This is a genomic window from Pseudomonas fluorescens (assembly GCF_041354075.1).
Lineage (GTDB): Bacteria > Pseudomonadota > Gammaproteobacteria > Pseudomonadales > Pseudomonadaceae > Aquipseudomonas > Aquipseudomonas fluorescens_CE.
Map to the genome: position 1 here is coordinate 41819 of NZ_JARZGC010000001.1, position 21026 is coordinate 62844.

Here is a 21026-nt window from a genome sequence, read left to right on the forward strand (position 1 = left end):
GGTTAATGACGGCCGTTGGCCTGGTGGGGATTGAAAGCGTCGGTCAGGCCGTCGCCGATCAGGTTGAAGGCAAGTACCGTGAGGAAGATCGCCAGACCGGGAATGGCGGTCAGGTACCAGGCGCTGCGGATCTGTTCACGACCGCTGCCGATCATGCTGCCCCAGCTCACCTGGTTCGGATCGCCGAGGCCCATGAACGACAGCGCCGACTCCATCAACACCGCCGAAGCGACCATGATCGAGGTGGTGACAATCAGCGTCGGCAGGATGTTCGGCAGCACTTCGAGGGCGATGATCCGCAGTTGGCTGTAGCCGACGCTACGGGCGGCGAGGATGTATTCGCGCTCGCGGATCGAGCGCACTTCGGCGCGCACCAGGCGTGCGACCGTGGGCCAGGAAATGATGCCGATGGCGAAGATCAGCGTCGGCACCGAGGGCTGGGCAATCGCGACCAGCGCCACCAGCAGGACGAAGCTGGGCATGGTCTGGAAAATCTCGATCAGGCGTTGCAGGGCATAGTCGACACGCCCGCCGAAATAGCCGGCCAGCGCGCCGATGCTCAGGCCCAGCGACACGCCGAACAGGCTGGCGAGCATCCCCACTTGCAGCGATACGCGGCCGCCATGGACGATCCCTGCCAGCACATCGCGGCCCAGGGCATCGGTGCCCAGCGGGTAGTGCCAGTCCTGGCCCGGCCACAGCAGGGCGTCGGCCTCCATCGCCAGCGGATCGCCGGGGAACAGCAGCGGCGCAATCAGCGCCAGCACGCTGACCAGGAGTAAAAACAGCAGCCCGCCAATGGCCGTCGGGTTACCCGCGAAACGTCGCAGCGCCGCGCTGCGTGGCGCGCTCATCGACGGCTCCGGATACGCGGGTCGAGCCAGGTTTGCAGCAGGTCGACCAGGACATTGGTGGCGATCACCAGCAGCGACGACACCAGCAATATGCCGAGCAGGACGTTGTAGTCGCGAGCCATCACCGCGTCGTAGGCCAGTCGCCCGAGCCCCGGCAGGCTGAACACGGTTTCGATCACCACGGCGCCGCCGAGCATGCCGCCCAGGTGCAGCCCGGCCATGGTGGTGATCGGCAGCAGCGCATTGCGCAGCACATGCTTGAAGGTGATGAGCCAGGGCGACAAGCCCTTGGCGGTGGCGGTGCGCACATAGTCCTGGGCGCCGGCCTCGAGCATGGACGCACGGGTCAGGCGGGCGTATATGGCGATGTAGATCAGCGCCAGTGAGCTGGCCGGCAGTGCCATGTAGCGCAGCGTGTCGACGACGGCGGCCCAGCCGTGCAGGTCAGCGCCAATGGTGCCGGCGCCGCCGGTGGGCAGCCAGCCGAGCTTGACCGAGAACACCACGATCAGCATCAGGCCGATCCAGAAGCCCGGCACCGAGTAGAAAAACTGCGAGCACACCGACAGCAACCGATCCGGCCAGCGCCCGTGCCAGTGAGCCATGAGCATGCCGAGGGCGATGCCGATCAGCAGCGAGAACACCAGCGCCAACAGCATCAGGGTCAACGTGGTGCCCAGGCGTTGCGAAATCAGCGACTCGACGGTTGAGCCGTAGCGTGGTGAATAGCCGAGGTTGAGGTGCGCGAGGTTATTCAGGTAGTTCCACAGCTGCACGCCGATCGACTGGTCGAGGCCGAACTGGCTGCGCAAGGCCGCGAGGCTTTCCTGGGTGGCCGAACCGGATTCGCCGGCCATGACATCCGCGGCGTCGCCCGGTGCCAGTTGCAGTAATAGAAAGTTGATCAACAAAATACCGAGCATGGTCGGCAGGGTGTGCAACAACGCGCGCCAGAGTGCGTTGCTGAATATCAGCAAGTTCTTCATTGAATGATTCCATCAAGTGCGCCGCTATTAACGGGTTGCTTATAACCTTTGTCAATGATGGAAAAAGTTCTATCGTTATGCTTTTGCGTTTATCTAAGCATAGATAAAAACGATATACGTCGGTTAAGTTCCAGCGATTGACGGGTCGCCAGGGGATGATTACTGTCGGCCTCCAGCAACAAGTCGAGTTTTTGCTAATTGGGGTATATGTCCAAAAGTTATAGGGTCTGTCCATCGCGGGCAGAGCAACTTTATTCGTTCGTTAGATGAGGCAAGTGTGACGTTCAATCATTCCATTGATGTCAGCTCGAACCGGCCCGGAACTTCATCCCCCGATGTCTTGCGCACTTTGCTGGGGCGTATCCCGGCCCTGGCGGGAGAGATCGCCAAGGAAGCGTCGCAGCGCGATCTGGAGCGCGAGTTGCCGTTCGAAGCCTTCCGCCTGATCCGCGAGGCCGGGCTTGGCGCCCTGAGGATTCCCGTCGAGCTGGGCGGGCCCGGCGGTAGCGTGAGCGACTACATCGAGCTGATCGCGAGCCTGGCTGCTGCCGACCCTAACGTCGCCCATGCGCTGCGTTCGCATTTCAACTTCAGCGAAGCGGTGATTCATAGCCCGGACAGCGCCGAGAAGCGCGATTACATCAGCAAGATTCTCGATGGCAAGCTGTTTGCCGGGGCTCACACCGAGGTGGGGGCGCCGTTGGGCACCATTCTCACGCGCTTGACCCGGGTCGGGGACAGTTACCGTTTGAACGGCAGGAAATGGTACGCCACCGGCTCTGCCTACTCCGATTTCCTGTCTTTCTCCGCGACCAACGATGAAGGGCAGGTGGTTTCCGTGCTGCTGCCCGCCGACCGCCCGGGCATCAACGTGCTCGACGACTGGGACGGCATGGGCCAGCGCCTGACCGCCAGTGGCGGGGTGTTGCTGGACAATGTCGAAGTGCTGGCTAGCGAACTGAAGACCCGCAGCCACGACGCTGATGTCGGCCGCCATTGCTCGACGTTGCGCCAGTTGCACCTGGCTGCCTGCGCCGCCGGCGTGGTGCGCAACATCCGCAAGGACGCGGTGAGTTACGTACGCAAACAGGCGCGCGCGGCCATGCACAGCCCGGTGGAGATCGCCCGGGACGATCAGTTCGTGCAACAGGTGGTCGGCGAAATTGCCGCCAACGTCTACGCGGCGGACGCGTTGATCGCTCACACCGCTCGTATTCTGGATGAAAGTTCACGCGCCCTGTTAAGTGCTGATCCGGGGGTGGATCAACAATTGATTGAAGCGTCGATCAGTAATGCACAGATGCAAGTGGTGGTCGCCAAACTTGCCCTGCGTTCTGCCGAAGTCCTGTTTGAAGTCGGAGGCGGTTCGGCGACCTCACGAAAGTACAACTTTGATCGGCATTGGCGAAATATTCGCACGGTATTGAACCACAATCCCTTGTTGCACAAGGCACGGGTTGTCGGTGACTTTTATTTGAATGAAACCACCACACACCTGAGAGAGGGGCTGGTTTTCTAAGTTGTTGTGCATGGACGCTGCAAGTTTGATCTTTCCATCCGCTTCACCCTACTAACGCGCAAGACCCCGCCAGGTACCGCATCTCCTAATCCTTGTTAGATGGCCAGGAACGTCCACCACGCCAGCAATAAATTGATTTTTTGCAGGTAGTTCATGAATGTTCGTTTGAATACCCCACGCTCGCCCCTCGGATTGATGGTGTCGATTGGCGTGATGACCCTGTGTGGCAGCGCTGCCACCTTCGCCGACGATTCCAGCAGCGGACGCAGTGCCGGGCAATCGGCCAAAGGCGACAATGCCCTGGAAACCGTGGTGGTCACCGGCTCGCGCACTGAGTCACGCACCGTGGCCCAGAGCCTGGCCCCCATCGATGTGATCTCCGCCGATGACCTGGCCCGGTCCGGCAAGCAGAACCTGCGCGATGCCCTCGCAGCGCAAGTGCCTTCCTACACCAACGACGCTGGCTTTACCGGCGCCACCGGGATCGCGGTGAAGTCCGCCACCCTGCGGGGCCTGGGCGGTAACGCGGTGCTGGTGCTGGTCAACGGCAAGCGCCGCCACAACACCGCGCAGATTTTCCACCAATCGTCCTCGACTTCCAACGGACAGTCACCGGTGGACCTCGACCTGATCCCGGTCAGTGCGGTCGACCACATCGAAGTGCTGCGTGACGGCGCGGCCGCCCAATACGGTTCCGATGCGATCGCCGGGGTGATCAACATCATCCTCAAACGCAACAAAAGCGGCGGCCAGGCCACCGCGCTCTACGGCCAGTACGGCCAGCGCGAGGGGCACAAGGGCAACTTTGGCGCGACCGGTGAAAGCCTGATCAACCAGGGTTTCGAGTTGCCCAACGACGGGTTTTTCAACCTCAGCGGCGACATCAAGATCCAGGAAACCAGCAACGTCGCCGGCGCCGTGCCGGACCGGACCAAGATCTACTCGGGCAACGACCCCCGGGAGTTCGGCGAAAGTCGCAACCGACAGATCATGGGCCAGCCCCGGGCGCAGACCTACAACTTCGCCTACAACGCCGAGCTGCCGCTCAACGACGCGCTGGATTTCTACTCGTTCTCGACGTTCAGCCACCGCGACTCCACGGGCTTCGGCACCTACCGCACCGCCAACTCGGCGCAGAACATTCCCGAAATCTATCCCGACGGCTTCCTGCCCAAGTTCCGCTCGGTCGAGGACGACCTGCAAGGCGTGTTCGGCATCAAGGGCAAGGACGTGCTCGGTTGGGACTGGGACCTGTCGACCAGCTATGGCCGCAACGACGTGCAGTACCACAACGACGACTCGCTCAATGCCTCCTTCGGTCCCGCCAGCCCGACAGACATCGACAACGGCGAAGCGATTTTCAGCCAGTGGACCAACAACCTCGACATCAACCGCTCGTTCGACACCGGGCTGTTCGCCGACCCGTTGCATGTCGCGGCGGGCATCGAATACCGGGTCGACGGCTACCAGATCCGCAAGGGTGAATTCGCTTCCTACGCCGACGGTGGGTATATCTACCCGGTGGGTTCGCCCAACGCCGGCAAGCGCCCGAGTTCGGGTTCGGCGGGGTGGGGCGGTTTCAGCCCTGAGGCCGCCGGCAGTTGGGATCGCAGCAACACCGCCGGCTACATCGACTTCACCCAGAAGCTGACCAGCGACTGGGAGTTGAGCCTGGCCGGACGTTTCGAGCACTACAGCGACGTGGGTGACACCACCAGCGGCAAGATTTCGACCCGCTATCAACTGACCCCGACCTTCGCCGTGCGCGGTGCGATCAACAATGGTTTCCGCGCGCCGTCGCTGCAGCAACAGTATTTCTCCTCCAGCACATCGGCCTGGAGCGCCAACCCGGTCACCGGGGTGCTCAGCCAGAACATCACCACCTACGCACAGCCCGGCTCGCCGGAGGCGACGGCCCTGGGCTCCAAGGCGCTCAAGCCGGAGAAGTCGCGCAACTACAGCGTGGGTTTCGTCGCCACGCCAGCGAAGAACCTCGACGTGACCGTCGACTTCTACCAGATCGACATCAAGGACCGCATCCTGCAAACCAGCGCGCTGAGCGGGGTCAATGACGCCAACATCGCCCAGTTGCTGGCGAACGCGGGGCTGAGCACCAACCAGAGCGTCGCCTACTACGGCAACCTCGCCGACACGCGCACCCGGGGGATCGATCTGGTGGCGGATTACCGGGCCGATTACGGGCCGTATGGGCGCGGCAAATGGACGTTGACCAGCACCCAGAGCCTGCAGGAAATCCGCAGCATCAACGAGCCCGACTCGCTGGCGGGGACCGGTGTGCAGGTGCTGGGCCGGGACAAGCAAGGCAACCTGACCACGGCCTTCCCGAAGAACAAGACCGCCTTGTCGCACACCTGGTTCGTCAACGACTTCGAAGTGTCGGTCAAGGAAACCCGCTATTCCCCCGTGACCGGCAAGAGCTACTTCAACCCCAACCGGGATGAGAAGGTCAAGTCGGCGTTCATCACCGACCTGGACGTGGCCTACAACGTCAGCGACCAGCTCAAGGTGTCCGTGGGTGGCTTGAACATCTTCAACGAGCGGCCGGAACAGCTCAGCGAGCAAGCCAAGCTTTTCTACTTCATGCCCGTCGATAACCCGGCGTACAGCTGGTACTCGCCTTACGGCGTGGACGGCGGCTACTACTACGCACGTCTCGACTATTTCTGGTAATCGCGGTGGCACGCCGGCGCGTTTGCCGCCGGGGTGTCCCAGCCTTTCATTCGCCTAAAAAGGATATCGAAATGGCTCAGCCCCACGTCAATGAACCGATTGAACGCGCGGCGTTTCCGGCACCGCTGGACTTCGCCGACAGCCCCTTGAGCAAGGCCCTGGAGCAACCCTTGTTGCTGGGGGTGTTCCTCAACATGCAGGACATTCGCCTGACCAGCCACCCGACGTCCAACACCTGGACCTTCGACTACAACGCCAAAATCGTCCAGCAGGCCGAAGCCCTGGGTTTCGACCTGGCTTTCAGCCGCACCCAGTGGCTGCCCAAGGGCGGTTACGACGGCGAGGCATCGCTGGATTCGTTCATCGCCCTCGGCGCGATGGCGGCGATTACCCACCGCATCATTCTGGTGTCGACCATTCACGTGCTCTACGGCCCCTTGCACCCGCTGCACATCGCCAAATACGGCGCGACCCTGGACCATATCGCCAAGGGGCGCTGGGGCATCAACATCGTCACCGGACACCGGCCCATCGAGCATGAAATGTTCGGTCACCCACAGATCGAGCATGACCAGCGTTATGAACTGACCGGCGAGCTGTTCGACGTGCTCAATACCTTGTGGAGCAGCAACGAGAACTTCACCTACGAAGGCCGGCATGGCTGGCGGATCAAGGACGGCTACATCACACCCAAGCCGCTCTTCGGGCGTCCGGTGCTGGTCACGGCCACAGGGTCGGAGGCGGGGATCGATTTCGCCGCCAGCCATTCCGACCTGGTGTTCATCACCAACTCCTCGGGTGCGGGGATTCGCGAGACGCTGGAAGACATTCCTGCCCACGTGCAGAACATCAAGGCACGCGCCCGGGCGTTTGGCCGCGAGGTGCGAACCATCATCAACCCGATCATCGTCAGCCGCGATACCGAAGCCCAAACCCGTGAATACCTGGAAGCGATTATCGGCAACAAGATCCCCGGCGCCTTTGGCAATCACAAGGCTTATGCCAGCGACGCCCATGCCTGGCGGGGCCGGGCAGACGGCTCGCGCAACACCGGGTTGGGCCTGGGCGGCAACATCGAAATCGTCGGCACGCCAGAGCAGGTGGTCGAGCAACTGGTGGCGCTCAAGGCCGCCGGCATCGACGGTGTGCAATTGAATTTCCACGATTTTGCCGTGGACCTGGCGTATTTCGGCGAGCGCATCCTGCCGCTGCTCAAGCAGGCCGGCCTGCGCCTGTAACCCCTCGCATCGCTTTATCAGGAGCCCACCATGAGTCTCGAGTTCATCGGCCACACCAGCAGCCGTACCGGCGCGGAAACCATCGAGGCCAGTGGCCCGATCATCGACAAGGCGTACATCAGGCACATGGCGCACACCGCCGAGGCCAATGGCTTCGATCGCCTGTTGATCGGCAGCTTTGCCACCTGGCCGGACAACAACCAGATTGCCGCGTATGTGCTGCACAACACCGAGCGCCTGGGGGTGATGCTCGCCCATCGGCCCGGTTTCGTCGCGCCGACCGTTGCCGCCCGGCAGCTGGCGACGCTCGACCAGTTCAGTGAAGGCCGGCTGGCGGTGCACGTGATCAGTGGCGGCACCGACGAGGACCAGCAGCGCGACGGTGACTTTCTCGCCAAGGATGAGCGTTATGCACGCACCGCCGAGTACCTGACCGTGGTGAAAAAAGTCTGGCACAGCGACCAGCCGTTTGATCACCAGGGCGATTACTACCGGGTCAAAGGGGCGCTGTCCTCGGTCAAGCCGTGGCACAAAGCCGGGGTGCCGATTTTCTTTGGCGGCTCATCGGCGGCCGCGTTCGAAGTGGCGGGGCAGCACGCCGAAGTCTATGCGTTGTGGGGCGAGTCGCTGGCGCAGACCGCCGAGACCATCGCCAACGTCCGCCAGGCGGCGGCCCGGTATGGACGGGAGAACGAGATCAAGTTCCTCCTGGCGTTCCGGCCGTTGGTGGCGGACACCGAAGACGCCGCGTGGGCCCGCAGCCGGGAACTGCTGGCGGCGGCGAAAGCCAGATACCCGGCGGCCCCGGCCTTGCACCAGAACGTCGGTTCCCAGCGTCTGCGCGAGGCGGCGGCCCAGGGGGCGGTGCTCGACGAGCGTTTGTGGACGGAGTTTGCGGCGGTCACCGGCGCGCATGGCAATTCCACTGCGCTGGTCGGCACACCGCAGCAGGTGGCCGATGCGTTGCTGGAGTACCACCGGCTCGGCGTCGACAAGTTCCTGATTCGCGGCTTCGATCCGGTGCCCGACACCCTGGTTTTTGGCCGTGACGTGATCCCGCTGGTACGCGCTGCCGTGGCGCGTCGTGGCTGAGTTGAGCCTGCTCGGCCAGTTGTTCGGTACGCCAGGGCTCAGCGTTGAAGGCTCGGCATGGCCGTCGGCGATCCGTGTCCAGCACGGGCCGCTGGCAAGGTTGCCGGACGTGTTCCGGCAGCCGCTGTTAAGCAGCCCTGAAGCGTTGGGCGATCGTTACCGTGGGCCATTGTCGTTCGGTCGTGGCTTGCGCTCACCCAAGACATTCGACAGCCAGGCCAATGCCGCGAGCCTGTTGCAGTTGGGGCTCACAGTGTTTCTGCAGGACATTGCCCAGACGCTGCCCGGTGCGCCCGGTTTTCTGCGGGAACTGGAGCGTGAACTGGGTGTGGCGACGGGCAGCGCGCGGTTGAGCGCCTTTGCTTCGGCGGGGGATGACGGGGTCTCCTGTCATTACGATGCCGAGGAAGTGATCTCCATTCAGTTGCTGGGCCGCAAGACCTTTTACGTGGCGCCGATGACCGAGATCGAGTTGCCGTATGGCGCACAATTCGGCCCCGACATGGTTGCGGTGGAAAACCTCTACGAACAGGCTCGCGCGGGATTTCCCGATCCTTCGCAGGAGCTGTTCACCCCGCACGAGATGCAACCCGGTTCAGTGCTGTTTCTGCCGCGCGGCACCTGGCATCGGACTGAGGCACGGGAGCCGTCGTTGTCCCTGAGCATCGTCATCCGCCCGCCAGTGTTGGCCGATGCGCTGCTGCGGTGGTTGCAGCCGTGGTTGCTGGGTGACTCGCGCTGGCGCTTGCCCTTGTATGGCGGGGTGGAGGCGCAGCGCGACGGGTTGACGACCTTGCTCGGGGAACTGGCAACACGGCTGGTCAACGACGCGCAGCAATCGATTCTTGACTGGAGTTCGACGCCGCCAGTGGAGAGCACCGAGCTGCTGCGGGTGCCCGGCTCGCAGCTTGCCGTGACGCCTTCTGCGCCTGGACGCGTGCATTTGCAGGTGACCGCGCTCGATCAGGACTGGCGGCCGCGGGTGACCTTCGACAGTGAAGTCCCCGACGGATTGCTGCCCGCCATCGAGTGGATACAGCGACGCACGTCAGCCTTCGACCTGGCCCGCCTGGGGCAGCAGTCGCCACAGATCCCCCCGGGCGATCTGCGCCAGTTGCTTGAACTGTTGGTGAAAGGCAGCGCCCTGCGCCAACTGGTGCCGCGCGGGTAGGCGCGGGCTTGCTCGCGAGGGCGGAGTGCCAGGCGTCGTGGATGCTGAATGTGAAGCCCTTATCGCGAGCAGGCTCGCTGCCACAGGTTCCGAGGTGGATGCGGGTCTTGTGAGCAACCATTAACCCAGCGTCACATTGCTCAAGTTGCCAATGAAGCCGCCGGTCGAGTCGGTGAGGTTGTGTACGGTGCTTCTGGCCAGTAACGCATCTTCACTGGAAACGATCGGAATCCTTGGCACGTCCTCCAGCACTTTTTTCTGCACCTGGTGGTAAAGATCCCAGCGGCGTTGCGGGTCGTTGTCGACCTGGGCCTGCTCCAGCAATGCATCGACCTGGGCGTTCGAATAATGGGTGGCGTTGGAGTAGGCGACCCCCGAATGAATGTTCTTGCTCCAGTAAAACCGTTGCAAGCCAATGGCCGGGTCCGGCGCGGTAGAAGCGGGGGACAGGTTGGTGTCGAAGTCGTAGCGACCGTAGATGCGGTCGATGAATTGCGCGTAGTCCTGGTTGCGGATGTCCAGCTTCACGCCGATTTTCGCGAAGCTGCTGCGCAGGAAGTTCGCGGTCTGCTGGTACGCCGCCGAAGGGCTCGGGTCATTCCTGATCCGCAGACGAACGCCATCCTTGTCGCGCTTCAAGCCGGCTTCTTCGAGCAGGGCTTCGGCGCGCTTCAGGTCGAATGGATACTGCGGCACATCGGCGCTGTAGAACTGCGGGAAATTCTTCGGGATGGGCGAGTCGGCCGTGGTGCCCTGGCCGAGCAGGATGTTGTCCAGGATGAACTGCTTGTCGATGGCATGGGCGAACGCCTGGCGGACCCGCACATCCTGGAATTCCGGGCGTTGCAGATTGAACTCGAAAGCCATGATGCCGGTGCCGCCGTAGGTGTTGAGCCGATCATGCACGGTAAGCGCCGGGTGGTGTTTCAGGCGTTTGATTTCGCTGTTGGACAGGGTGTCGGCATAGGCCACATGCACCGCGCCGGTTTCCAGCGCCGCCGACACCGACGACGGGTCAGCGATAAACCGGTAGATCACCTGATCGAGTAACGGCTTGCCGCTTTGCCAGTAATCGGGGTTGCGCTCCAGCGTCAGGTAGTTGCCCCGTACCCACTCCTTGACCCGGAACGGCCCGGTGCCGATGGGCGCGGTATTGGCCGGGTTGTTGAGGATGTCGGTGCCGGCGTACAGGTGCTTGGGCAGTACCTGTGAGTCCCGGGCGTTCAACGCACTGAGCAGGTACGGCGTCGGGCGCGACAGGTTCCACACCGCCGTGAGCGGGTCGGGTGTCTCGACGCTTTGGACATTGGGGAACGCCGAACGCCCACGGGAGCTGTATTTTTTCCAGATCTCCATTACTGAAAAGGCGACGTCCGCCGAGGTGAAAGGCCGCCCGTCATGCCACAACACGCCCGGGCGTAGTTTGAACGTGACCTGCAAACCGTCGGGGCTGAAGCTCCAGCTTTCCGCCAGTTGCGGTTGTGGCCCGTTCTGCGGGCTGAGGTACAGCAGGCCATCGAAAATCTTCGGTGAAATCAATTGTGTGGCCGGGGCCGTGGTCAGCCCGGTGGTGAGCACCGTGGGTTCGGGGTTTTGCGCGATGATCAGGGTGCCGCCGCGGGTGTTTGCCAAACCAGGACGATGACCCAGCAGGCCGACGGCGGCGGTTGAAGCCAGGGAGTAGCCGAGAAATGTACGTCGCGTAACCATGGGAAAAGACCTTTCAGGCGAGGGCTCCCTGAGCCAGGGAGCCGGGTGGCGAGGGGCTTACCAGTCGTAGCTCAGGCGCGCGTAATAGAAACCGCCGCCAATGCCGTACGGCGTGTTGCGGTTGGCGTAGGGGTCTTCATGGTTGATGGTCGAGGCCAGGCTGTCGGGCTGGTTCGGCGGGCGTTTGTTGAACAGGTTGTTGGCGCCGAGAGTGGCCTTGATGTTGTCGGTGACCAGGTAGCTCAAGGCCGCATCGGTGATGAACGAGTCGCTGGTGGTGGAGTCCTGGGCGCGGTTGAGCACATTGTTTACCGCACGGGTCTTGGAGTAGTAGTGCTCGGTCAACTGCACCTGGAATTTGCCCAATTGCCAGTCGAGGGAGCCGCGCACGATGTTCTGCGGCAAGGCTTCTTCGAGCAGGGTGATGCGCTCGCGATCCAGCAGGCTCAGCCCGGCATTGCTCAGCACCGCCGGGTCATCGACGCTCTTGACCTTGGTGCGGTTGCGCGCATAGCTCAGGCCCCAGTGGGCCCGGCCGAAGCGGTCGTAGTCGGCGTCGTAGTCGAGCTTGAACTCGATGCCACGGGTCTGGGTATCGCCAAAGTTGGTGAAGTAGCGTACCTGCTGTTGGCTGGTCAACCCGGCGCTGGTCAGCGCCTGGGCCACGGCGGCGTTGTTGAAACCGTTGAAGGCGCCGGTGAGGAAGATCCGGTCGCGGATGTCGATCTGGTACACATCCACCGAGGCCGAGAGGCGATCGGTCGGGGTGAATACCAGGCCGAAGCTGACGTTGGTCGACTTCTCCGGCTTGAGCTTCTTCGCCCCGAGCGCCTGGGCGGCGGGAGCGTCCGGGCGCAGGGTGTCGTAATAGTAGGAAATGTACGAGGTGTTGGTGATCGGGTCGTTGACCGGTTGTACCGTCGCGCTCTGGTAGTTCTGTTCGGCCAGGGACGGCGCCCGGAAACCGTTGCTCACGGTGCCGCGCAAGGCCACCTGTTCGGTGAACTGGTAGCGGTTGGAAAACTTGCCCGCCACCGCCGAACCGAAGTCCGAGTAGTCCTCGTAGCGCACCGCCAGGCCGCTGTCCCACTTGTCGGTGATCTTCTGGGCAAAGTCCACGTAGAACGCCGTGTTGTGCCGCGATTCGTCGAATTCGAACTGCGGGCTGAACCCCGTGAGGAACGCCGAGCCGGCTCCCGCCAATCTGCCGCGCAGGTTCACCGCCGGATAATCGTTGGGGTAACGGTAGCCGCCACCGGCATAGGAGTAGTACTCGCCGGCGCCCAGTTCCAGGCTGTTGTAGCGGTATTCGGTGCCGACCGTGACGTTCAGCGGGTGCTCGAACAGCCCGGTGTCGAAGGCGCGCTGGGCGGACAGCGAGGCGATGCTCTCGGCGAAGGTCAGGTCGCCGGCGTGCATGTTCTGCAACGGCAACAGCGCGCCGAAGGACGGGTTGGTGGTGTTGAGGATGTTGATGTCGGCGCGGTTCTGCCCGTAACTGAGGCCCGCATCCCAGGCCCAGCCGAGCAGGTCTTCGGCCTTGAGGCCAACGTTGAGTTGCAGGTCCTCTTCCTTGGTCTGCAGGCGCGAACTGTAGCCGCCGGGGGTGGTCACGACGTTCGCCGTGGCGTTGGTTTCCGAGCGAAACGAACCCTTGGCCTCCGAGGTGCGCGGGCTGTAGGTGGCGAAGGAATACAGCGACAGGTTGTCGTTGAGCGGCAACCCGAGGTTGTAGGCGAAACTGGTGCTTTCCTGGATCGGCACCACCTCGTAGTTTTCCGGCACGTTGCGGTTGGCCGAGGCTTCACGCGGATCGTTGGGCGCGGCGTAGATCTGCCAGATCGCTTGCGACGGCTGTTTCCACGGCCCGACGGTGTGGCTGTCGCCGGTTTTCAGGTACGACAGGCTGAGGTTGGCGAAGCCGCCGTTTTCACCGAGCGCAAACCCCGAGTTCAGCCCGCCGGTGTAGGTGGCGCCCGCATCGCCCAGGTTGCCGACCTTGGACACGTCGTGGTTGTACTCGCCATAGGACACGTCCGCCGAACCACCGAACGCCGAGGACTTGAGGATGACGTTGATCACCCCGGCAATCGCATCGGAGCCGTACTGGGCCGCTGCGCCATCGGTCAACACTTCGACCCGTTCCACCGCCGAGATCGGGATCAGCCCGAGGTCTGCGGCGGAGGAGCCCAGGGTCGCGCCGCCGCTGTTGTTGATCATCGAGGTGCCGTGACGCCGTTTGCCGTTGACCAGCACCAGCACCTGGTTGCCCGACAGCCCTCGCAGCGAGGAGCCGCCAACGTTCTTCGACAGGGCGCCGCCGTTGCTGTTGATGTTGATGTAGGACGGCGCGACCAGCGACAGGGCGCGGCGCAAGTCGCTGGCCCCCGTGGAGCGCAGGGCCTCGCCCTTGATCAATTGCACCGGGGCCAGGGCCTTGAGGGCGGTGGTCTCGACCCGGGAACCGGTGACCACCACGGTTTCCAGTCGGTCTTTCTCGTAATCGGTTTCGGCGCTGGCGGTGTCAACGGGCGCGAGGCTGGCAGCGCCCATGGAGAAAACTACACCGAGGGTGTGACGTCGGGATGGAAGTTGAGACATGGGAATGAGCCTGGTATTGCCTCTGCATTATGTTCTGTGTGTGCAGTAGTGAGTCGACGCTGGCTGGTTCTAGCCTGGCAAGTGGGGGTGCATGTCCTGTGAAGCGCGCAAGGTCGTGTGGGTGGCGTTTGCCTCCTGGGGTCGAAGTGCGTAAGGGATCAGCGTTGAAGGGTCAGGTGATACTTGCCGATCAGGTTGAATTTCCATGCCACCGGATCGTGGACCGTGTGGGTGCGGGCGTTGCGCCAATGCCGGTCGAAACCGTACTCGAGCCGTGTCGAGCTGGCGCCGCCGAGCTGGAACAGTTTGTTGCTGGCCAGCAATGCCGCTTCGGTGGTGAGAATCTTCGCCGCCGCCAGTGCCGACGATACCTGGGCGGAGGGTCCCGGACCCTGTTCGGCAGTGACCTGGTCGAACAACTCGGCGGCTCGCTCCAGCACGACTTCACCGGCGTGAATGCGCGTGTGCACGTCGCCGATGATCGCCAGCACATAAGGGTCTTCCGCCACCGCCTCGACACCGGTCCGCGCATAGGGACGGGCGTGATGGCGTACGTAATCGAGGGTGTCGCTGAACGCAGCGCGGGCGATGCCCAGGTCCAGGGCGCTGTGGAACAGGTCGGGAATGCCATAGGTGTTGGCGCGGGTCTTGCCCTGTTCCGAATCCAGTACGTGGCTGTGTTCGACCCGCACGTTATCCAGCAACAAGGTGCCGCTGGCGGTGGTGCGTTGGCCGAAACCGTCCCAGTCATCGATGATGGTCAGGCCGGGGGCATGACGATCGATCACCGCGGTTTTCGACAGGCCGTCGTCGTCCACGCAACCGATGGAAATCAACTGTGAAAACAGTGCGCCGGTGGAGTATGCCTTGGCACCATTGACCCGGTAATGGTCGCCTTCGCGGGTGATCCGCGTGCGGGTCGTGCCGGCCGGCAGGCTTCCGCCCTCCGCGTGGCCGTTGCCCCAGCGATAGCCTTGGAGGATCTTGCCGAAGAACAGGCGTTTCTGTTCCTCGCGGCCGACGGCTTCGATCACGCTGCTGGCGAGGACAATGCTCAACAACAGTTGCCCGATCGACGCGTCGGCCTCGCCGATGGCGGCCACCACTCGGGTCAACGTCAGGTAGGACACGTGCGCGCCGCCGTACTCGCGGGGCACACGGATCGCCAGCAAGCCGCTACGGGCACAGTCCTCCAGTTCCTGCCAGGGCAGTTGCCGTTCGACGTCGCGCACTTGGGCGTTCTGCTTGAACTGCTCGGCCAGGCGCTCGGCGACCTGCACCGCTTCCTGGTCGCTGCGGATGATATGGGCCGGGCTGGCGGGCGGAGCGACCGTCAGGGGGTGGGCGGTGCGAAGAGCTTCGGTCATCGTGAGTCCTGTTCCTTTGCAGTGGTGGAGGGTTCAGCCAATCCCAGTCCCCTGTGGGCTTGCGGGATCTAGGCCTGGTAACTCGCATCGGCAAAATTGCCGTACAGCGCTTCCGAGGAGTTGAAGAAATCCTTGAGCTGTTTCTGTGTCACCACCACCACGGTCGGCGAGATGATGGGGATCTTCGGCAGGTCGGTCAGCACGATGTGCTGGAACTCGGCGTACCAGGCCTTGCGCTTGACCGGGTCGATTTCCGACTGCCCCAGCTCCAGCAGTTGATCGACCCGTGGGTTGGCGTAACGCGCGCCGTTGGAGAAGGCGATGCCGGGCTTGAAGTTGGCCGAGTGATAGAAACGCTGGGTGCCCATCACCGGGTCAGGCCCGGCGGTGGCGCTGATCAGCGTGGTGTCGAAGTCGCGACGGGTGTAGACGCGGTTGACGTACTCGGGGAAATCCTGGGAACGGATCACCAGTTTCACCCCGATCTTTGCCAGGTTGCTGCGCAGGTAGTGGGCAATCTGCAGGGTTTCGTTGGCCGGGTTGGGGTCGTTGTAGATCGTCAGCCGAGTGCCGTCAGCGCCTTTTTTCAGCCCGGCTTCCTCGAGCAGGGCCTCGGCCTTCGCCAGGTCGAAAGGGTAGCGGGGCACGCTGTCGTCGTAGAAATCGCTCATGCTCGCGGGGATCGTGCTGAACGCCGGCTGGGCGTAGCCGAAGTAGATGTTCTTGACCACGAAGTCGCGGTCGATGGCGTGGGCGAACGCCTGGCGCACCCGCACGTCCTGGAAGACCGGTTTTTCCAGGTTGAACTCGAACCCGACCAGGCCCGGGGAGTAGGGCGCACTGATTTCGCTGACCTGCAACTGGCTGATGCCGCGCAGGCGCTTGACGTTGCTCAGGGCCACCGAGGCCAGTTGCACGGCCTGGGTTTCCAGGGCGGCCGACGCGGCGGTGAGGTCGGGAATGATGCGAAAGATCAGGGCGTCCAGGTGCGGCTTGCCGGGGTCCCAATACTGTTCGTTGCGCACCAGGTTGATCGATACACCGCGGTCCCAACGTTCGAATTTGAAGGGGCCGGTGCCAATCGGCTGGATGTTGTGCGGGTTGGTCAGCGGGTTGCCGCTGTCGTACAGGTGCTTGGGCAGGACCTGGGCATCGGTCGACGACAAGGCGCTGAGCAAGTAGGGCGCTGGCGTCGACAGCGTCAGCACCACTTGCAATGGCGTGGGCGTTTCAACGTTGCTCACCGGGGCGAACGTGGTGATGCCTCGCGAGTTGAATTTGCGCCAGATGTTCTGCAGGGAAAAGGCGACGTCCTGGGAGCCGAACGGCTGGCCGTCATGCCAAGTGACGCCGGGGCGCAAGTTGAAGGTGTAGACCAGGCCGTCGGCGCTGACCTGCCAGTCGGTGGCCAGGCGGGGAACAGGCTGGCGTTGTGCGTCATAGGACAGCAGGCCGTCGAACAACTTGCTGGTGACGGTGTAAATGGTGCCGTCGGTGGTGAGTGCGTTGGTCAGCACCGTGGGTTCGGGAAACTGCGACACCACCAGGGTCTGTTTGCCGTCGAACGCGGCAAAAACCCCGGATGCCTGGCTCAACAGGCCGGTTCCCGCCGCCAGGATCATGGAATCCTTGATAAACATCCTTCTGGTTAACGACATGCTGCACCTTTCGCAAAGCAAGTAATAAGAGTGCGCGCTGATTCCGGTTCTATGGTTAGAACCAAAGCGGCGTTTTATTAAATGGAGGGTGTGTCGTTGTTCTGTTGGGAATCAGAACAGAGCGGCGAGCCTAGCGGATAGTTTCCGAAGTATTCAAGTGGCCGAGTTATAACGTTAAACGCAGTTTCAATAACCCCGGCAGATAATAAGTTTAGAACTTTTTATTCAGTGTTCGGCTTTAAAAATTGCTGTATTAGTGTTGGCCGTTGAACCCGTCCCGCCCCATTCGCTTGTGTGCAGAGAACTTGATGCCGGCCAGTAATCTTTATTTACGCGTGACTCAATGTGTTCGCTCCGGGGCGCGCATGCCGTTTTTCTTCCGTGCGATTGTCCGGGCCATTCCCACCGCCATCGGCGTGATCATTCTCAACTTCATCCTGCTGCAGAGCGTGCCGGGCGATGCGGTGGACGCCCTGGTGGCCGAGGCGGGCTCGGCGACGGCGGAAACCACCCAGTTGCTGCGCCAGCAGTACGGCCTGGATAAATCGTCGCTGGCGCAGTTCGGCGATTACATCGGCCACCTGTCACAACTGAGCCTCGGCGATTCACCGCGTTACGGCATTCCGGTGCTCGATGTGATCACCCAGCGGCTGCCCAATACCCTGTTGCTGATGGGCCTGGCCTTGCTGATTTCCCTGGTGGCGGGTGTCAGCCTGGGGGTGGTGATGGCGCTGTGGGCCGGCAAGTGGCCGGACCGGGTGCTGTCTTCGCTGGCGTTCGTTTTGTACTCGACACCGGGATTCTGGATCGGCCTGATGGCCATCGTGCTGTTCGCGGTCAAGCTCGAATGGCTGCCGGCCGGCGGCGACGGCACGATCGGCGCCGGGCTCAGTGGTTTGGACAAGTTCGTCGACAAACTGCAGTACGCCATTCTGCCGGCACTGACCCTGGCCAGTTTCTTCGTCGCCATTTATGCCCGGCTGACCCGCGCCTCGGTGCTGGAAGTGTTGACCCAGGATTACGTGCGCACGGCCCGGGCCAAAGGTCTGTCGCCGTGGCGCATCACCTGGCGCCATGTGCTGCGCAATGCCTTGTTGCCGTTGACCACCGTGGCCGGGGCGCACCTGGGTGGCCTGCTCGGCGGTGCGGCGGTGGCGGAAACCGTTTTCGGCTGGCCCGGCATTGGCCGCCTGACCCTGGAGGCGGTGCAGGCCCGTGAGTACAAGGTGTTGCTGGGGATCCTGCTGATGTCGTCGTTCATCGTGATCGTCGCCAACATCCTCGTGGACTGGCTGCACACTCGACTTGATCCGCGCATCGCTTCCCGGTTGAGAGGGCGCTGAACCATGAGCCTCGATCTACAGGACGTGAGCCTGCAACCTTCGCGTGCGGCGTCGACCGGCTGGCGCCAGCAACTGGGCACGACGATGCTGGGGCGCCTGCTGCCCCGCGCCACGCTGTCGGCAGTTCCCATTGCACCCGAGTCGGACGATCAGCGCAGCCGCTGGCCGGTGACCCGGGCGCTGCTGCGTTCGCCGGGGGCGGTGGCGGGGTCTGCGATCTTGCTGTTGATCCTGTTCGTCGCCCTGGCGGCGGGGCTGTTGTACCCCGGCGATCCACTGGACATGGCCGGGCAGCCCTTGCTGGCGCCGGGCGAGGACTGGCAGTTCCCCCTCGGCACCGACGCCTTGGGGCGTGATCTGGCTGCCGGTCTGGCCCACGGCGCGCGGGTGTCGTTGCTGGTCGGCGTGACCGCCGCCCTGGTCAGCGTGCTGATCGGCACGCTGATCGGTGCGCTGGCGGGTTACTTCGGCGGCAAGGTCGACCGGTTGCTGACCTGGCTGATCGAAATTTTCCAGACCACACCGTCGTTCCTGTTGGTGGTGGTCGTGGTCTCCATCACCCAATCCACCGTGACCATCATCGCCGTCGTCATCGGCCTGACCTCCTGGGACACCGTGGCGCGACTGGTGCGCGCCGAGTTCCGCGCCTTGCTCAGCGCCGACTTCGTGCTCGCCGCCCGCAGCGTCGGCTACAGCACGCGCTGGATCATTGTTCGCGAAGTCCTGCCCAACGCCTTGCCGCCGATCATCATCACCGCTTCGGTGATCGTCGCCTCGGCGATCCTCACCGAATCTTCGCTGGCGTTCCTCGGCGTCGGCGACCCGAACAAAGTCAGCTGGGGCAGCATGATCGGCACCGGTCGCGACATGTTGCGCAGCGCCCTGTACCTCACCGCGATCCCCGGGCTGACCCTGGTGATCACGGTGTTCAGCCTGAACCTGCTGGGCGACGCCTTGATCAGCGCCCTGAATCCACGACTGCGCGGGAGAACTGCATGAATGCTGTAGCCAACCTTGACGACCACCGCCAGGCTTTGCTCAAGGTCGCTGATCTGCGCGTCAGCTATGGCGATCACCAGGCCGTCAAAGGCGTGAGTTTCCAGGTGGCCAGGGGCGAAACCCTGGCGCTGGTGGGCGAGTCGGGCTGCGGCAAGTCGACCACGGCGATGGCGATCATGCGCCTGCTCGGCGGTCGCGCCGAACTGGAGGGACGCGTGGATTTCGATGGCCTGGACCTGTCCGGCATCAGTGACCCGCTGATGCGTGGCTTGCGCGGCAACGAGATATCCATGGTGTTCCAGGACCCGATGACCTCGCTCAACCCGGTGCTGAGCATCGGCGAGCAGATCGGTGAAGTGCTGCGCCGCCATCGTGGCCTGTCGCGCCAGGAGGCTCGCGCCGAGTCCCTGGCCCTGCTGAAGAAAGTGCGGATTCCCAACGCGGCGGCGCGCCTGGATGACTTTCCGCACAATTTGTCCGGCGGCCAGCGCCAACGGGTGATGATCGCGATCGCCGTGGCCTGCAAGCCGCGCCTGCTGATTGCCGATGAACCGACCACCGCACTGGACGTGACGGTGCAGGCGCACATTCTGCAACTGCTCAAGGAGCTCAGCGAAGAGTACGCCATGGGCTTGCTGTTGATTACCCATGACCTGGGGGTGGTGGGGCAGTGGGCTGATCGGGTGGCGGTGATGTACGACGGTCTGATCGTCGAGACCGGCAGCACCGAAGCGATCTTCACCGCGCCGCAGCACCCGTACACCAAAGGCCTGCTCGGTGCTTCGCTGCGCCTGGACAGTGAGTCGCATTACGCCAGCGCTTCGTTGCCGGAAATCAACGTGCGCCCCGGCGCCAACGGCCTGATCGAGTTCGATCTGCAGAGCCATCCCCGCGCGCCCACCGCCCGTGACGCGCTGGGTGACGCCGAGCAACGGCCCATCCTCGACGTACGCCACCTGCGCACCGAGTATAAGACGCGCCAGGGTCTGGTCACTGCCGTCGACGACGTGTCCTTTCAGATCCGGCCCGGCGAAACCCTCGGGCTGGTGGGTGAATCCGGTTGCGGAAAATCGACCCTGAGCAAAACCATTCTGGGCCTGATTCGCTCCAGTTCCGGCGCAATCCTGCTCAATGGCACCGACATCGCGTCGTTCAGCGAGAAACAGCTGCGCGCCCACCGGCCTTTCGTGCAGATGGTGTTCCAGGATCCGTACGGGTCGCTGAACCCCAGGCACAGCGTTTATCGCATCCTCGACGGCGTGTTGAAGAATCACGGTGTGAAACAGGCCCAGGCGCGCAGCCAGCGCATCCTCGACATCGTCCAGCGTGTGGGGCTGCCGGCCTCGGCGGTGTGGAAATACCCCCACGAGTTTTCCGGTGGCCAGCGGCAGCGCATCGGCGTGGCGCGGGCGCTGATCCTGCGGCCTTCGCTGGTGATCCTCGACGAGGCGGTGTCCTCGCTGGACGTCTCGGTCCGGGCGCAGATCCTCAATCTGCTGGCGGATCTGAAGGAAGAATTCGGCCTGTCCTACCTGTTCATTTCCCACGACCTGTCGGTGGTCAAGTACATGGCCGACCGTGTGCTGGTGATGCACGACGGCAAGATCGTCGAGGAGGGCGCCCATGACGGAATCTGGAAAAACGCCCGCCATGACTACACGAAGAAACTGATTGGCTCGGTGCCGGTCCCGCGTTATCCGGTGGCCGACGACGAGTCGGTGCCCTACAGCGATGCCGTCTGGCAGGACCTGCCGGTGGCCTTGCTGTTATCGCGCTTTGCAATTTAGTGATGTTGTT

The 21026-nt window shown here is 63.1% G+C and carries 14 protein-coding genes; 8 read left to right on the forward strand and 6 right to left on the reverse strand.

What is annotated here, in order from left to right; translation table 11 throughout:
* Nucleotides 1-2: 2 nt before the first annotated feature.
* Entirely contained in the window at nucleotides 3-854 is an 852-nt protein-coding gene (locus QIW53_RS00245; RefSeq protein ID WP_371047709.1) for an ABC transporter permease, read from the reverse strand.
* Nucleotides 851-1840 carry an ABC transporter permease gene (locus QIW53_RS00250; protein ID WP_371047710.1) on the reverse strand — a complete coding sequence of 330 codons (990 nt, stop codon included), beginning with the start codon at nucleotides 1838-1840 and terminating at the stop codon, nucleotides 851-853. The genes QIW53_RS00245 and QIW53_RS00250 overlap by 4 nt, the downstream gene beginning before the upstream one ends.
* Before the next feature lie 277 nt (nucleotides 1841-2117).
* Between QIW53_RS00250 and QIW53_RS00255 the strand changes: the two genes are divergently transcribed.
* The 5 genes from QIW53_RS00255 to QIW53_RS00275 all read left to right on the forward strand — a co-directional run bounded on the left by QIW53_RS00255 (nucleotide 2118) and on the right by QIW53_RS00275 (nucleotide 9551).
* The gene (locus QIW53_RS00255; RefSeq protein WP_371047711.1) at nucleotides 2118-3359 is read left to right on the forward strand and encodes an acyl-CoA dehydrogenase family protein; all 1242 of its coding nucleotides are present in this window, start codon (nucleotides 2118-2120) and stop codon (nucleotides 3357-3359) included.
* Nucleotides 3360-3512: 153 nt separating this feature from the next.
* Complete coding sequence (locus tag QIW53_RS00260) at nucleotides 3513-6050, forward strand: TonB-dependent receptor plug domain-containing protein (RefSeq protein ID WP_371047712.1); 2538 nt, start codon at nucleotides 3513-3515, stop codon at nucleotides 6048-6050.
* Between the two features lie 71 nt (nucleotides 6051-6121).
* Nucleotides 6122-7288: an LLM class flavin-dependent oxidoreductase gene (locus QIW53_RS00265; protein WP_371047713.1), complete on the forward strand. Its 1167-nt coding sequence runs from the start codon at nucleotides 6122-6124 to the stop codon at nucleotides 7286-7288.
* Nucleotides 7289-7318: 30 nt separating this feature from the next.
* Nucleotides 7319-8380, forward strand: a complete 1062-nt coding sequence (locus QIW53_RS00270; protein ID WP_371047714.1) for an LLM class flavin-dependent oxidoreductase — start codon at nucleotides 7319-7321, stop codon at nucleotides 8378-8380.
* Nucleotides 8373-9551, forward strand: coding sequence for a JmjC domain-containing protein (locus tag QIW53_RS00275; RefSeq protein WP_371047715.1), 1179 nt, complete (start codon nucleotides 8373-8375; stop codon nucleotides 9549-9551). The genes QIW53_RS00270 and QIW53_RS00275 overlap by 8 nt, the downstream gene beginning before the upstream one ends.
* A 120-nt stretch (nucleotides 9552-9671) precedes the next feature.
* Here QIW53_RS00275 and QIW53_RS00280 read toward each other — a convergent pair whose 3' ends face one another.
* The 4 genes from QIW53_RS00280 to QIW53_RS00295 all read right to left on the reverse strand — a co-directional run bounded on the left by QIW53_RS00280 (nucleotide 9672) and on the right by QIW53_RS00295 (nucleotide 16887).
* Entirely contained in the window at nucleotides 9672-11261 is a 1590-nt protein-coding gene (locus QIW53_RS00280; protein WP_371047716.1) for an ABC transporter substrate-binding protein, read from the reverse strand.
* A gap of 57 nt (nucleotides 11262-11318) precedes the next feature.
* Nucleotides 11319-13862, reverse strand: a complete 2544-nt coding sequence (locus QIW53_RS00285) for a TonB-dependent receptor plug domain-containing protein (protein WP_371047717.1) — start codon at nucleotides 13860-13862, stop codon at nucleotides 11319-11321.
* 158 nt (nucleotides 13863-14020) lie between these two features.
* Nucleotides 14021-15229, reverse strand: a complete 1209-nt coding sequence (locus QIW53_RS00290; protein ID WP_371047718.1) for an SfnB family sulfur acquisition oxidoreductase — start codon at nucleotides 15227-15229, stop codon at nucleotides 14021-14023.
* A gap of 68 nt (nucleotides 15230-15297) precedes the next feature.
* Entirely contained in the window at nucleotides 15298-16887 is a 1590-nt protein-coding gene (locus tag QIW53_RS00295) for an ABC transporter substrate-binding protein (RefSeq protein WP_371047719.1), read from the reverse strand.
* 365 nt (nucleotides 16888-17252) lie between these two features.
* On the opposite strand from QIW53_RS00295, the gene QIW53_RS00300 reads away from it, so the two are divergent.
* The 3 genes from QIW53_RS00300 to QIW53_RS00310 are packed head-to-tail and all read left to right on the forward strand — an operon-like array spanning nucleotide 17253 to nucleotide 21016.
* On the forward strand, nucleotides 17253-18230 hold the full coding sequence (locus QIW53_RS00300; protein WP_371047720.1) for an ABC transporter permease: 978 nt from the start codon (nucleotides 17253-17255) through the stop codon (nucleotides 18228-18230).
* Nucleotides 18231-18233: 3 nt separating this feature from the next.
* Nucleotides 18234-19229: an ABC transporter permease gene (locus tag QIW53_RS00305; RefSeq protein ID WP_371047721.1), complete on the forward strand. Its 996-nt coding sequence runs from the start codon at nucleotides 18234-18236 to the stop codon at nucleotides 19227-19229.
* Nucleotides 19226-21016, forward strand: a complete 1791-nt coding sequence (locus QIW53_RS00310; protein ID WP_371047722.1) for an ABC transporter ATP-binding protein — start codon at nucleotides 19226-19228, stop codon at nucleotides 21014-21016. The genes QIW53_RS00305 and QIW53_RS00310 overlap by 4 nt, the downstream gene beginning before the upstream one ends.
* Nucleotides 21017-21026: the final 10 nt, after the last annotated feature.